This is a genomic window from Methylophilus sp. DMC14 (assembly GCF_056314085.1).
In genome coordinates this window covers 818,545-831,413 of record NZ_JBQUZA010000001.1, presented here as the reverse complement: position 1 = coordinate 831,413, position 12,869 = coordinate 818,545, and the positions used below count along the sequence as shown (strand labels likewise).

At 53.5% G+C, this 12,869-nt stretch carries 13 protein-coding genes; 4 read left to right on the top strand and 9 right to left on the bottom strand.

The window, feature by feature from the left end; genetic code table 11:
* Nucleotides 1–171 precede the first annotated feature (171 nt).
* From andAb to ACT53C_RS04040, 6 genes are read right to left on the bottom strand one after another with little or no spacing between them, the layout of a single operon-like run.
* Entirely contained in the window at nt 172–1,239 is a 1,068-nt protein-coding gene (gene andAb / locus ACT53C_RS04065; protein ID WP_476144895.1) for an anthranilate 1,2-dioxygenase ferredoxin subunit AndAb, read from the bottom strand.
* Nucleotides 1,236–1,709, bottom strand: a complete 474-nt coding sequence (gene andAd / locus ACT53C_RS04060; protein WP_194749565.1) for an anthranilate 1,2-dioxygenase small subunit AndAd — start codon at nt 1,707–1,709, stop codon at nt 1,236–1,238. The genes andAb and andAd overlap by 4 nt, the downstream gene beginning before the upstream one ends.
* 10 nt (nt 1,710–1,719) lie before the next feature.
* On the bottom strand, nt 1,720–3,003 hold the full coding sequence (gene andAc, locus ACT53C_RS04055; protein ID WP_476144894.1) for an anthranilate 1,2-dioxygenase large subunit AndAc: 1,284 nt from the start codon (nt 3,001–3,003) through the stop codon (nt 1,720–1,722).
* A 15-nt stretch (nt 3,004–3,018) separates the two neighbouring features.
* Nucleotides 3,019–3,987 (bottom strand): SphA family protein, encoded by a 969-nt coding sequence (locus tag ACT53C_RS04050; RefSeq protein ID WP_476144892.1) that lies wholly within the window; start codon nt 3,985–3,987, stop codon nt 3,019–3,021.
* Between the two features lie 55 nt (nt 3,988–4,042).
* Nucleotides 4,043–4,828: an SDR family oxidoreductase gene (locus tag ACT53C_RS04045; protein WP_476144891.1), complete on the bottom strand. Its 786-nt coding sequence runs from the start codon at nt 4,826–4,828 to the stop codon at nt 4,043–4,045.
* Nucleotides 4,829–4,836: 8 nt separating this feature from the next.
* Nucleotides 4,837–6,276: a dienelactone hydrolase family protein gene (locus ACT53C_RS04040; protein WP_476144890.1), complete on the bottom strand. Its 1,440-nt coding sequence runs from the start codon at nt 6,274–6,276 to the stop codon at nt 4,837–4,839.
* Between the two features lie 62 nt (nt 6,277–6,338).
* On the opposite strand from ACT53C_RS04040, the gene ACT53C_RS04035 reads away from it, so the two are divergent.
* Entirely contained in the window at nt 6,339–7,853 is a 1,515-nt protein-coding gene (locus tag ACT53C_RS04035) for a flavin-containing monooxygenase (protein ID WP_476144888.1), read from the top strand.
* A 51-nt stretch (nt 7,854–7,904) separates the two neighbouring features.
* On the top strand, nt 7,905–8,183 hold the full coding sequence (locus ACT53C_RS04030) for an Lrp/AsnC family transcriptional regulator (protein WP_476144887.1): 279 nt from the start codon (nt 7,905–7,907) through the stop codon (nt 8,181–8,183).
* A gap of 244 nt (nt 8,184–8,427) precedes the next feature.
* Here ACT53C_RS04030 and mtgA read toward each other — a convergent pair whose 3' ends face one another.
* Genes mtgA through ACT53C_RS04015 form a run of 3 tightly spaced genes read right to left on the bottom strand, consistent with a single transcriptional unit; the run spans nt 8,428 to nt 10,408 of the window.
* Nucleotides 8,428–9,114 (bottom strand): monofunctional biosynthetic peptidoglycan transglycosylase, encoded by a 687-nt coding sequence (gene mtgA, locus ACT53C_RS04025; RefSeq protein WP_476144886.1) that lies wholly within the window; start codon nt 9,112–9,114, stop codon nt 8,428–8,430.
* A 14-nt stretch (nt 9,115–9,128) separates the two neighbouring features.
* Nucleotides 9,129–9,947 carry a shikimate dehydrogenase gene (gene aroE / locus ACT53C_RS04020; RefSeq protein WP_476144885.1) on the bottom strand — a complete coding sequence of 273 codons (819 nt, stop codon included), beginning with the start codon at nt 9,945–9,947 and terminating at the stop codon, nt 9,129–9,131.
* An 11-nt stretch (nt 9,948–9,958) separates the two neighbouring features.
* Nucleotides 9,959–10,408 carry a rhodanese-like domain-containing protein gene (locus ACT53C_RS04015; protein WP_476144884.1) on the bottom strand — a complete coding sequence of 150 codons (450 nt, stop codon included), beginning with the start codon at nt 10,406–10,408 and terminating at the stop codon, nt 9,959–9,961.
* Between the two features lie 366 nt (nt 10,409–10,774).
* Here ACT53C_RS04015 and glnA point away from each other — a divergent pair, with 366 nt between their 5' ends.
* A complete protein-coding gene (gene glnA / locus ACT53C_RS04010; RefSeq protein ID WP_194749573.1) occupies nt 10,775–12,184 on the top strand; it encodes a type I glutamate--ammonia ligase in 1,410 nt (469 codons plus the stop codon).
* A 127-nt stretch (nt 12,185–12,311) separates the two neighbouring features.
* Nucleotides 12,312–12,803 (top strand): DUF4124 domain-containing protein, encoded by a 492-nt coding sequence (locus tag ACT53C_RS04005; protein WP_476144883.1) that lies wholly within the window; start codon nt 12,312–12,314, stop codon nt 12,801–12,803.
* Nucleotides 12,804–12,869: the final 66 nt, after the last annotated feature.

Below are 12,869 nucleotides of genomic sequence, written 5' to 3'. Positions count from 1 at the left end.
AGTAGCCATCATCAGACCTCATGGCTAGCCCTAAGTCCAACGATGGCTCAACGGATGGCTTAAGTCATACGATGGCGCATCACAGCATAATGTGTTGAAGCCTTGCGGATGGCACCGCGTATCGCGCTTTTTGCCAGCGTAATGGCTGGTTAATCAGCGCGACACACGTGGTTATGCGGCCTGTCGACGGTCGGCCTGCGAATAGAAAGCATCGGCAAAAAATGCCGTGGGCGCCAGGCCTTGTGCGACAAAGCGCTGGTTGGCAGTGGCCACCATGGCTGGCGAGCCGCAGGCATAGACCTCAAATGGCTGTAAGTCTGGCCAGTCTTGCAATACCGCATCCGTGACATAGCCTTGCCGCCCCTGCCAGGACGTCGCTGTGGCTGCCGATAATACCGGCACGTAATGAAACCAGGGGTAGCGGGTGGCCAGATCCAGGCATTGGCTATGCTGGTACAAGTCCGGCAAGGTGCGGCCGCCCCAATACAAGGTGACGGGGACCCCGTTGCCTGCAGCAATCAGCGCCTCGAGCATGGCCTTGACCGGGGCAAAGCCGGTGCCGGTCGCGACCATGATTTTTGGCTTCTGTGTTGCCTGCAGCGTGAATTGTCCATGCGGACCATCAATCGTCAGCGGCGTGCCCGGTGCGAGTTGATGAAACAGCTGATCGGTAAACAAGCCACCTGGCAGATGACGGATATGCAACTCCAGCGCATTGGCCGTGACTTGGGCCAAAGAATAACTGCGGCGCTGGTCGCCGAGCAGGATATCGATATATTGACCGGGCTGGTAAGCAAAACGGTGCGCAGCTGGCAGTTGCATCCGCACCAGTGCCACATCCGGCGCCACCTTATCCAGGCTGGTCAACACCACCTCCACCGCCGTAGGTTTGGCGGTGGCAGGTGCAGCCTGCGCGTCTACCGCTACCTGCACGCGGCCGTCATGTATCCTGAGCGGGAAGCTACGCACGGCCTCGGTCACCGGCGCGCATTTGGCGGCCCCGGTACGGATATCAAACAAGCCCTGATGCAAGGGACACTCGACACAGCCATCTTCCACATAGCCTTCAGACAGCCGCGCCACTCCATGGGTACACAAATCATGCAAAGCGAATAACTGATCCTCAAGCCGAAAAATGGCCAGCTGCATGCCACCGGCCTCAACCGCGACCGGCTCCTCCTCGCTAAAGTCCTCGATGGCGCCAATGTCTGTCCAGCGGTGTAAATGGACGGTACTCATATCGGCGTCGCCAGCAAGGTTTGTACACGTGAGGTGTCATACACCACCTGCCGCCGCTTGAAGCGCCAGCCCTGGTCGGTGCGCACAATCTGGTCGATGTAACGACCCGTCTGGTAGACGTGGGATTCGCCATTTTGCAGCGTTTGCACCACCACATAGCTGGACTCTGCCTGCACCTCATCGGCACTGCTGGCCTGCAACACCAGGCCAGAGGTCATGTGGCGGTAAGTATGGCTCTCAAAAATATTGGCATGGCGCAAGGACGTGACGCGGTCTTCGAGCATATTGCGGTTATCAAAATAAATCATGCCGATGGGCAAGCCCGCATCAAAATTTTCTTTGGGCACAATGCTGTAGTGGCAGTCTTCGGTAAAAAACTGTGGCCAGCGCTCCAACTGATCGTTATCCAGCGCCGCAATATAGGCCTGCTGTAACTGTTGCACTTCAAACCAGGTTTGTAATTCTTGCATGCTGTCCTCCTTAAAAACCCATGAGCTGCTGATAGCCGACCCAGAAGCGTCTGATCAGGCTTTCGGTGATCAGCGTATCCTGCTGGTCTGGCTGGTCTTTGCTCATTTCAATCACCGAGCAGGCATCGCCATCACGCACGGTGCCACGTTGCACCAGCTCGGTCGCCTCGGTGTCTTCCATCGAGATATACCCCGCCGGGCCCACCAGATTGGCCTGTTTGAGCCGCATGGCGCGCAATTCCGGCGTGTCATCCACATAGCCAAAAAAGTGGAAAATCAGCTCGAAATTGTGGGGGCCTTTGGCCAGCAACTGCCGCGCCACCAGCGTATTGTGGATTTGCTGTACGACCAACTGCGGGAAAATCGGCTGGATATGGTTGGTGGTCAGCTCTTCATACTCCTGTATCTGTCCAAGCAGGCTGTCATCCTTTAGCTGAAAGCCTTCATCAAACGAACGGATGGCCTGCGCTTTATACGCCTCGACGGTTTGCACCTCGTTTTTGGTTGCGGTGATGATGCTATGCAAGCCATGGGTGGCATCCGGGATCGAACGCGCCTTCATGCCGACACGGAAAATATTGAAGGTGGTATGAAACAGGTGCAGCAAACTGGCGTGATACGGATCTTTGACGTTTTCCAGATACAGTTTCCAGTTAGATTTGGAGTATTGGCGGGTGCAGCCCAGGTACTCGATCGGCTTGTGGAAAATACGGTCTATCCACGGCCGCATTTCAGGACCGATATAGTCAGGCAAAGGCGCCACCGTGTCGCTAAAGGTGGCAAACACCAGGCCTTTATAGCTGTCTACCCGCAGCTGCTTGAGACCGTGCTCTTTCGGGTTAAAGTCTTTGGGCATGCCAGACATGCCTTTTTGCCCACGGCGGAACGGCACACCCTGCAAATTGCCCTCACAGTCAAAACTCCACTGGTGATACACACAGGTATGCTCACTGGCATTGCCGCGCGCCTGACGGCAGACTTGTGCGCCGCGGTGCGCACAGCGGTTCACCCAGGCGGCCAGTCCGCCTTCTTTGGTGCGGGTCATCACCACCGGCGTATCCCCAACAAACGTGCTTTTAAAGTCGCCGGGGTTGGGGATTTCGGCTTCCAGCCCGAGAAAACTCCAGGTCGGCCCGCGAAAGATGCGTTCTTGCTCCAGCTCATACACGGCTTGCGAGCTGAACACGGCGTAGGGAATACGTGAACCGTCATCGGTGGGAAACTTGAGCAAGGGCTCACCAGACTGGAGCTTGCCAGCATGGAACTGGACGGCTTGTGCTTGAATAGCGTTCATATTGACCTCGAATCCTTAAAAGTGATGCACAAAACGCAGGTTGTAACGTTCACCTTCGGTACGGTTTTTCACTGCCATTTCATCGTAGAAGTTAAACATCAGATGATCCTGCTTGGAAAAGCTGTACATGCCCCCCACGCCCAGTGCCAATACCTGCTCGCGACGCCCAGACACGTCATGACCGTTCATTTGGGTATCGGTGGTTTGCTTGAGGTAGTAACCGTTAACGCCCAAGCGCAGTTGCGGTGTAAAGGCATACTCCATGGCAAAGTTGGTATGAAACGCCTGCCCTGCACGCGTGCTGCTGGCGCCCAATGCCTGAAACCCTCGGTTGGGATCATCATTTTTGCCGTTCCACAAATAGTGTGCACGCACAGACGCAGTCCATTCTGGCGTGAAAAAATAAGTGCCTGACCAGTAAGGGTTGAACGACCAGGCATTGCTGCCCGGGTTGATTTCGCGGTTAGCACTGTATTCGCCCGTGGGCAAAATAAACTGTAATTCAACGCGCTGCATGAATTTAGGCCCTTTTTCGCCCATGACAATAGGCCACTGCAGGAAGGGGCCGACCAGTAAATCGCCTACGCCACTGTCACCCGCTTTGGGGAACGCATTGGAGGCGGCGCCATAACTGGTATGCGGACTGACCACGGGCACAATCACATCCATGCCCAGATTAGCCCCGGCGACTTCGATATCCGAGATATACAGTACTTGCGACAGACTGACGGTGACATCCACTTTGGGGTTAGGCAAACCTAGACTATTGCCTGCGTTATCCTTGAACTTGTCGGCATGGTATTGCTGCACGTATTGGCTGAAATACCAGCCATTGCCTGCGGGCGGGGCACCATCCAGAAAGCTGGTGAACCCAAGGTTGATTGGGGGCAAATCATAGGCTTGGGCAAGCATGGGGATGCTGGTGGCGGCCAGTGCCAGACCCAGTGCGCCAAGGGGTTTACTGCCAGAGGAGAAGAGGTTCATCGAGGGGTTCCTTTCAGAGTGAGATTCAATCGTTTAAAAAATCTGGGTATAAATATCAATCCGCCAGCTTGGGAATGGCGGGCTCTGCCTGCTCGGGACCCATCGCGCTGTAGCCGCCATCGACGGCATACACGGCGCCCGTGACAAACGAGGCATGGTCAGAACATAAAAACAGCACCACATCGGCGACTTCCTGCGGGTCACCCACGCGTTTCAGCGCATGGAAAGGCGCAGCCACGGCATCGGTTTTGGCGCGGTTGCCGCCCGTCAGCTCGTCCATGACGCGTGACCAGATCCAGCCGGGGGCCACCGCATTGACCCGGATATGGTCACTGGCCAGATCAATCGCCATGCTGCGGGTCAGTTGTTCGGTTGCGGCCTTGCTGGCCGGATATAGCCAGCGGCCGGTTTGTGCAGCGCTGGCTGAGATGCTGGAAAAATGCACGATGGCGCCACCGCCACGCTGACACATGGCCGCATGGCAAGCCTTGGCCAGCATGACACTGCTCACCAGGTTGACGTTGTAACTGAGCAACCAATCCTCGCGGCTGGCAGCAAAACCGTTGTCCACATAGCTACAGGCCAGGTTGACCAGAAAATCTACACCGCCAAAGGTGTGTTGCGTGGTCGCCACCAACTGTTGCAAGGCGGCATCATCGGTAATGTCTGTTTGTAAAAACAGAATGTCCGGGCTGATGCCAGCCGCCACCGTCGCCCCACGTGCATCAATATCCACCGCCACCACTTTTGCGCCCGCGGCGTGGAAGGCTTCGACCACGGCCGCACCGATCAGCGTGGCACTGCCGGTGACGATGACGACTTTGTTTGCGATCCCTTTCATGGCACACCTCATGCATTGGCGCTGAGTGACCAGTTGGCCATCAGCGTGTTGGAAGGAAGGTTGGGGTCCAGCAGTTTGCGTGCTTGCTCGACCCCGCAGATGGCTGGAATCAGGGCGGGATCAAGCAGTCCCGCTTGCACCAGCACGCTGGCCTGATCCCAGTAAATATGTTCGTTAAACAGCTTGTCACCACGGAAAGTCACCACCACCAGCATGGGGATTTCAATCCGGCGCCCGGTCGGCGGCACATTCGGCAGCAACCAGTCAATCTCGCAGTCGTGCGTAAAACTAAGCACAAACTCATCCACCATGCGGTCTGCACCGACCACGCGTGAAATTGGCGTCATTTGCATGTCTGCCGGGTTATTGTGAATAAAGTGATGCTGATAAAAGCGACGCAGCATGGTGTAGCCGACCCCGCCCGTCATGGTGGGCACATGATTCACATACGGCTGGGCGACCATGGTGGTCATGGTGGCATCGGCATCGCGGGTGGCAAATTCGAGCGCAAAGTGATGATCTGCAATCGCACTCAGGTCATAATCCGGCCCCATGGCTTTACGCAAGGCGCCCAGGGTGCGGCTATATGCCATTTGTGCCGAGGGGGCGTGGTAATGCGCACCACCCAGGCGGGCAAACGCATGATCTACACCGGCATACACATAGGTCTTCGCCAGCGGCTGTGTGCTGGCTGCAGCCAGAATCTCGGCTTGGGCCGCAGGTGGGCAGAAGGCATCTTTCTCAGCAATATGCAGGGTTAACGGGCAACGTAGCGCAGCCATCTGTGGCAAGGCCTGCTCTATACCTACCCCGTAGTAACCCACCGCCACATCGGCATCGGTCTGACTGGCCGCCAGATAAGCCAGCTTGCCGCCCAGGCAATAGCCCAGCACACCCACCTTGCCACTGGCCCCTGCCATGCCACGCAAACAGCTGATGGCCAATTGGACATCCTGCATGCCGGTAGCTTCATCAAACCGCTGGTAATAGCCCAACGCGGCCGGCATATCCTCGGCTGCATCGGTCAGGGTAATACCAGGCTGCAGGCGCCAGTACAAATCTGGCACCAGCACCATATAACCCTCTTCGGCATACAGGTCGGCAATGGCCTGCATATTGGCATTCACGCCAAAAATTTCCTGGCACAACACCAGGCCCGGCCCGCTGCCGGTGGCTGGCAGGGCCAGATAGCCTTTAAAGGCCGGGAATTGCGCGCTGATTTCTATCATTTGTCCCATTTTTCGTCTCGCTTGCTCGGTTGAAGGGTGGGAAGGCAAGTGATCACCTTCGTTGTGGTTGCTACTTTCTCGCAGCGTAGACGGCGGGGCTATCCGCTCCGTGCAGCCACTATCCGCATTGCGCAGCCAAATGCAGCACGCATGCAAGTTGTTGCCGAACGCGGATAGTGCAGGCAGTTTCTGGATAGTCGGCAAACTTTGCTCGCTCAATACTGCACCCGACGATACAGGGATAGGCCCTGTATGATTTTTTTAAGCGCAAAGGAAACCGTATGAATATTGCGATTGTGGGTGCCGGGTTTGCCGGTTTGAGTACAGCAAAAGTGCTGACTGCATTTGGTCACCAGGTCACGGTGTTTGAGAAGGAGGCGGATGTCGGCGGGGTGTGGAGCGCCTCCAGACGCTACCCTAACCTGACCACACAAAATGTGAAGTCCACCTATGCCTTTTCAGATTTCCCCTATCCCAAGCATTACCCTGAGTGGCCGAGTGGCGAGCAGGTGCAGCACTATCTGGATGCCTATACCAAGCAGTTCAATTTTGCACACCTGATCAGCTTGAATACCGAAGTGAAATTGGCCACACCGGTTGGTCAAGGCTGGCAACTCACCGTCAAGACCGAAGGCAAAGCAGAGGAAACGCGACATTTTGATTTTTTAATTGTCTGTAACGGAATTTTTTCGCAGCCCATGATCCCGGACTATCCGGGTGCAGCCGAATTTACCGCCGCAGGTGGCCGTATTTGCCACACCAGCGAGTTCAAGGAGCTTGCAGATGCCAAAGGCAAACATGTGCTGATTGTCGGCTACGGAAAATCTTCTACCGATGTGGCACAAGCGGTTTGCCAGCAAGCGGCGAGCACCACGGTGGTAGCCAGACATTTGATCTGGAAAGTGCCAAAACGACTCATGAATGTGCTCAATTACAAATACCTGTTTTTGACGCGCATGGGCGAAGGCTTGTTTAAATATATCCGCCTTAAAGGCATAGAGCGCTTTTTGCACGGCATCGGCAAACCAATCCGTAACAGCATGTTGAATCAGGTGCAGTGGGTCATCAACCGCCAATGCCGCCTCGAAAAACTGGGCCTCAAGCCTGACCAGCCACTAGAATCGATTGCGCGCAGTACCGTCAGCCTGGTCACCGAAGGTTTCTTTGAAAGCGTGGAAGCGGGTCATATTGACGTTGCAAAACAAAACAGCATCACAGGATTTAGCATTGAGCATGGCGTGCGTTATGCACATTTAACTGATGGCCGCCGTTTGCCTGCCGACATTGTGATTTGCGGGACAGGCTGGCATCAGCGTGTGCCTTTTTTGAACGATGACGTGATGAAACATGTGACCGATGCAGAAGGTAATTTTGTGCTGTACCGGTCGATGGCACCGGTTGGCATGTCAGGTCTGGCGTTTAATGGTTATAACTCTTCATTCTTTAGCCAGCTCAATGCCGAAGTAGGCGCTTACTGGCTGGCCGACTGGATTGGTGGAAAGATGAAGTTGCCGACCGCAGAAGCACAACGCAGCACAATCAAGGAACGTCTGGCATGGATGGAAGCGCGTACAGAAGGCAAACACTCCAAAGGCACCAATATCATTCCGTTCTCACTACATCATATTGACGAGTTGTTATCGGACATGCGCCTGCCGCTGGGCGTCGCGACCCGCTTCAAGCAGTGGTTTTTACCGATTGATCCAGCGGATTTTCAGTATTTGCACAAGGCCCTGCTGCAACGCCATCAGCCTCATGCTGCACAGAAGATGCCGGTACAGACCAAAACCGTTTGAAGGGCGTAGCCTCCGCCGCTCACAGGCGGAGGCCTTGAAAAGGAGTGTCTTATGATGACGTGTATTATGCTGGTGAACGCTGAGCGCCAACAAATGGCCACGGTGGCGGAAACCCTGGCATCATTAGCGCAAGTGACAGAAGTCTATTCAGTGAGTGGTCAATATGACCTGGTGGCCGTCATACAAGTCACCGGGCCCGAGGCGCTCTCTGCACTGGTGACCCATCAACTGGCTGCCATCAGCGGCATTGTGAGAACCGAAACCATGCTATCACTGCGCACATACCGCAAACAGGATCTGGACGCCATGTTTGATATCGGGTCCAGTTAATATCGGCCACCAACTCAAGTTTGGTGAGGCAAGCGTGGATGCGTTCAAAAAAATACGGCCAGTGACCTGGCCGTTACCTCACACCCTTGTAAAACATCTCGCTGTCAAAGGCTAAGGTCAACATGCAACCTGCCTGACGGTGCATCTGCATACACCGCCGATGGAAATGATGTATCAAATCCATTGATAGCAAACATTGTATGCAGGCATGTTTCACGTTCATGCCTAAATCAGGCCCGTAAAATCAGGGTATTTTGACCAATCGCATGCGCGCCTGAATGGTAGCGGCGTGGCGATTTAAATAGCGGGTACTGCGGTGCAGATCATAAAAACGCGGGTTAGGAATCATGGCTGCCAAGCGCGCCGCTTGGGCGGGTGCCAGACTGGCGGCCGAAGCGTGAAAGTAATGCTTGGCCGCCGCTTGCGCCCCGAACACGCCCTCGCCCCACTCAATCACGTTCAGGTAGATTTCCAGAATCCTGCGCTTGGTCATGAGCTTTTCCAGCATAAAGGTAATCACCGCTTCTTGTGCTTTGCGCCAGGGCGTGCGATGCCCGGATAAAAACAAATTCTTGGCCAGTTGCTGGCTAATGGTGGAGCCGCCAGCGACGATTTTGCCCTTCTTGAGGTTTTTCTCAAAAGCGGTTTCGATCCCGACCCAGTCAAAGCCTTCATGGTCAACGAATTTGCTATCTTCCGCCGCAATCACTGCGCGTTTTAAATGGTTGCTGATCTTGGCGTAAGGCACCCACTGCTGCTGTATGGTGGCTTCGGGATGGCTTTCTTGCATCACTTCCAGCCGCGCCTGCATGAAGGCAGTGGCGCCTGGGTTGTGATCTACCCACCACAAAATATGGCTGAGTATCCAGACCTGATACAACAGTACCCAGAGTAAAAACAGGGCAAAAAACAGCTTGATGCTTTGTTTCATGACAGAAATGAAGATTAGCGGAATGTCTGAATCACTGGGGCCGTGTCAGGACGCAATCCATGCCAGATAAAAAACGCTTCTGCCGCCTGCTCGATGAGCATACCCAAGCCATCTGCCACCTGTGCGCCTGCGGTACGCGCCTGCTGCATAAACGGCGTCTCCCGGCCGTACATCATGTCGTAAGCCAGGGTATGCGTGCCAAAGACATGCGATGAAAGCTGTAACGGTGTCTCAGACAATCCCGCAGAAGTGGCATTAATGACCACGTCATAGGCCTCGGTAAGTGCTGCAAACGTGGTCACGGCCAGCAAGACGCCACATTGCCCCCCCGCGTCCGCAAACTTATCCAGCATGGCTTGCGCCTTGTCCTGTGTGCGGTTAGCAATGGTCAATTGCGCCGGGCCTTGTGCAATCAACGGCAGCATCACGCCTTGCGCAGCGCCGCCTGCGCCCAGCAACAAGATTTTTTTTGCGGCCAGGGCCGTCTGGTGATGTTTGAGAATGTCATTGACCAGCCCACAGCCATCGGTATTGTCGCCCTGAATTTGCGTTTGACCAAAACTGAGGGTGTTCACTGCCCCGGCCGCCTGCGCGCGTTCAGATAAAGTCTGGCTTAAGTCATAGGCTTCAAATTTGAATGGTACCGTGACATTTGCGCCCACATACCCTTGTTGCTGCAATTGCTGCACCGTGGACGCAAAGCCATCCAGAGGTGCCAACACCTTTTCGTAAACAATCGTCTTGCCAAATTGCTGCGCAAATGCCTGGTGAATCAACGGCGATTTGCTGTGCGCAATCGGGTGGCCAATGACTGCGTATTTTTCAACCGACATAGCAAGATCACCTAGTTGGACCAGGGCAAGCCTGCATGTTTCCAGCCATTGATCAGGGTTCTTTGCTTGGCCTCATTCGCTTCGCCTTCAAAGCCTTCGAGCATATTGTAGGCGTTGGGATATCCGAGTTTTTGCGCCAGCAAGGCAGCATTATGGCTGCGGCCACCCGTGCGGCACATAAATACGACGGTGCGCGCAGGATCAACCAACGCCTGTAACTGATCGGCAAACTCAGGATTGGCAATCATGCCTGGATAAAACGCCCATTCCAGATGGGCCGCCATTGGCACGCGCCCAACCAACTCCAACTCGGCACGTGAACGCACATCCACCAATACCACGTTCTGATCCTGACTAACCAGCGCGTACGCCTCCTGCGGCGTGACGGCTCCCGCGTAAGTCAAGCCATTTTGTTCTGCGCGCTGAGCGGCTTGTTGCAAGATTTTTTCAACACTCTCCAAATGACACCTTCACTCTTTCAATCACTTAGTTAAACCGCGAGTATACCTGTGAAAGCCATGCAAACACATTTAGCACCATTTTTGTGCTCAATTTGTTGCAGTGCACCTAATTAGTGCCCATTGATTTTGCTTTTTTATGTCAGATATCTCATATCCATGCAAAATGCCTGTTTTTGGGTGGCATGCTTCCTGCTACTATTACATCCTAAGATTCAATGGAATTCGTAAACCAAAAATTCCACATATCTATTTGTTTTGCTAGTTTGTGTTTTTATATTTGCTCACGTTCCGGGACATCCGCAACATGTCCCTTTTTTGCGTGCGCAAGTTGAATCATTTTAGATCTTGATCACTGAGGAGAATGTAATGTCCGTTGCAAACGTAATGAAACTGGTTGCGGAAAACGACATCAAATTTGTTGATTTCCGTTTTACCGACACCAGAGGTAAAGAGCAGCACGTGACCGTGCCAGTGTCTGCCTTCGACGAAGATAAATTTACCGAAGGTCACGCCTTTGATGGTTCTTCCATTGCTGGCTGGAAAGGCATTCAAGCCTCTGACATGCAATTGATGCCTGATGCAAGCACCGCATTCATCGATCCATTTTTTGACGAACCGACCTTGGTTCTGACCTGCGACGTAGTAGACCCTACTGATGGTAAAGGCTATGACCGTGACCCACGCTCCCTGGCAAAACGCGCTGAAGCTTATCTGAAATCCAGCGGCCTGGGCGACACTGCTTACTTTGGTCCAGAGCCAGAGTTCTTCATTTTTGACAGCGTACAATGGGATGCCACCATGGGTGGTAGCTTTGTGAAAATCAACTCCGAAGAGGCCGCTTGGTCCTCAGGTGAAAAATTCGAGGGCGGCAACACTGGCCACCGTCCAGGCGTTAAAGGCGGCTACTTCCCAGTGCCTCCTGTCGATTCATTGCATGACATCCGCTCTGCCATGGTCATGACTTTGGAAGAATTGGGCGTGCCTGTTGAAGTGCACCACCACGAAGTGGCAACAGCGGGTCAATGTGAAATCGGTACTAAATTTGCGACCTTGGTACAGCGTGCTGACTGGACGCAAATCCTGAAATACGTAGTGACTAATACTGCACACGCTTACGGTAAAACTGCTACATTTATGCCTAAACCGATGTTTGGTGACAACGGCTCCGGTATGCACGTACACCAGTCAGTATGGAAAGATGGCAAAAACCTGTTTGCAGGTAACGGCTATGCAGGCCTGAGCGACTTCGCTCTGTACTACATCGGCGGCATCATCAAGCACGCACGTGCACTGAATGCGATTACCAACCCAGGCACCAACTCATACAAGCGCTTGGTTCCACACTACGAAGCACCAGTCAAACTGGCTTACTCAGCTAAAAACCGTTCTGCTGCGATTCGTATTCCATTTGTGCATTCAGACAAAGCACGCCGTGTTGAAGCGCGCTTCCCAGACCCGATTGCTAACCCATACTTGGCTTTCTCAGCCCTGTTGATGGCTGGTCTGGATGGCGTTCAGAACAAGATTCACCCAGGTGAACCAGCGACTAAAGACTTGTACCATCTGCCACCAGAAGAAGATGCATTGATCCCAACGGTATGTTCATCTCTGGAACAAGCATTGGAGTATCTGGATAAAGACCGCGAGTTCTTAACACGCGGCGGCGTTTTCTCAGACGACTGGATTGATGCATACATTGCATTGAAAATGGAAGAAGTCACTAAACTGCGCCAAACACCACACCCAGTGGAATTTGGCCTGTACTACTCTTGCTAATCACAAGAGCACGCACTAAAACAGGGCAGCCCAGGGCTGCCCTGTTTTTTTATGTGCGCGCTGTTCCGTCAACGTTTTTAGGCGAGCAGACGTTGATACCCTCAACGATCTACTCTAAACTATTGCCATGAAAAGACTTTTTTACATTTGCACCTTCGCGCTCATGTGCAACCAAAGCTGGGCAGATATTTACAAATATACCGACAGTAACGGCGTCACCACCTATACCAATATCAAACCCGAAGGCAAAAGCAAGGCAGAGCTCATTATTAGTGGGCCCAGAACCACAGAGCCTCCACCCCCTGCCAGGGAGAAAAAAGCCAATGTAAAAACACCCTCTCCGGCCGATTTTCCCAAAGTCGATAATCAGACACAAAATCAACGCGACCAAAAGCGGCGAGAGCTATTAATGAACGAGCTTTCTCAAGAAAAACAAGCACTTGAGAATGCACGCCTGTTATATGAAGAAGCCCAGAACACGCCAGAAGTCTATAGAGGTGCCAATGGAAAAACGTTTAGGAATGTCGCCAAGTATGAAGAAAAACTGCGAGTGATTGAGGCCGAAATTCAGGCACATGAGCGCAATATCGAGCTGTTAAATAAAGAACTCAACCTTTAAATGCACCATTTTGGGGGCTTGCTCAATCATTTTTACGTTTCTTGTAAGAATTGGCTTGGGTTTTGC

What these genes read in the sequence shown, in the direction of transcription:
- ACT53C_RS04035 (WP_476144888.1), top strand. Translation starts at nt 6,339, where the DNA reads ATGAATATTGCGATTGTGGGTGCCGGGTTTGCCGGTTTGAGTACAGCA.
- ACT53C_RS04045 (WP_476144891.1), bottom strand. Translation starts at nt 4,828, where the DNA reads ATGAAAGGGATCGCAAACAAAGTCGTCATCGTCACCGGCAGTGCCACG.
- andAb (WP_476144895.1), bottom strand. Translation starts at nt 1,239, where the DNA reads ATGAGTACCGTCCATTTACACCGCTGGACAGACATTGGCGCCATCGAG.
- ACT53C_RS04050 (WP_476144892.1), bottom strand. Translation starts at nt 3,987, where the DNA reads ATGAACCTCTTCTCCTCTGGCAGTAAACCCCTTGGCGCACTGGGTCTG.
- glnA (WP_194749573.1), top strand. Translation starts at nt 10,775, where the DNA reads ATGTCCGTTGCAAACGTAATGAAACTGGTTGCGGAAAACGACATCAAA.
- andAd (WP_194749565.1), bottom strand. Translation starts at nt 1,709, where the DNA reads ATGCAAGAATTACAAACCTGGTTTGAAGTGCAACAGTTACAGCAGGCC.
- mtgA (WP_476144886.1), bottom strand. Translation starts at nt 9,114, where the DNA reads ATGAAACAAAGCATCAAGCTGTTTTTTGCCCTGTTTTTACTCTGGGTA.
- andAc (WP_476144894.1), bottom strand. Translation starts at nt 3,003, where the DNA reads ATGAACGCTATTCAAGCACAAGCCGTCCAGTTCCATGCTGGCAAGCTC.
- ACT53C_RS04005 (WP_476144883.1), top strand. Translation starts at nt 12,312, where the DNA reads ATGAAAAGACTTTTTTACATTTGCACCTTCGCGCTCATGTGCAACCAA.
- aroE (WP_476144885.1), bottom strand. Translation starts at nt 9,947, where the DNA reads ATGTCGGTTGAAAAATACGCAGTCATTGGCCACCCGATTGCGCACAGC.
- ACT53C_RS04030 (WP_476144887.1), top strand. Translation starts at nt 7,905, where the DNA reads ATGATGACGTGTATTATGCTGGTGAACGCTGAGCGCCAACAAATGGCC.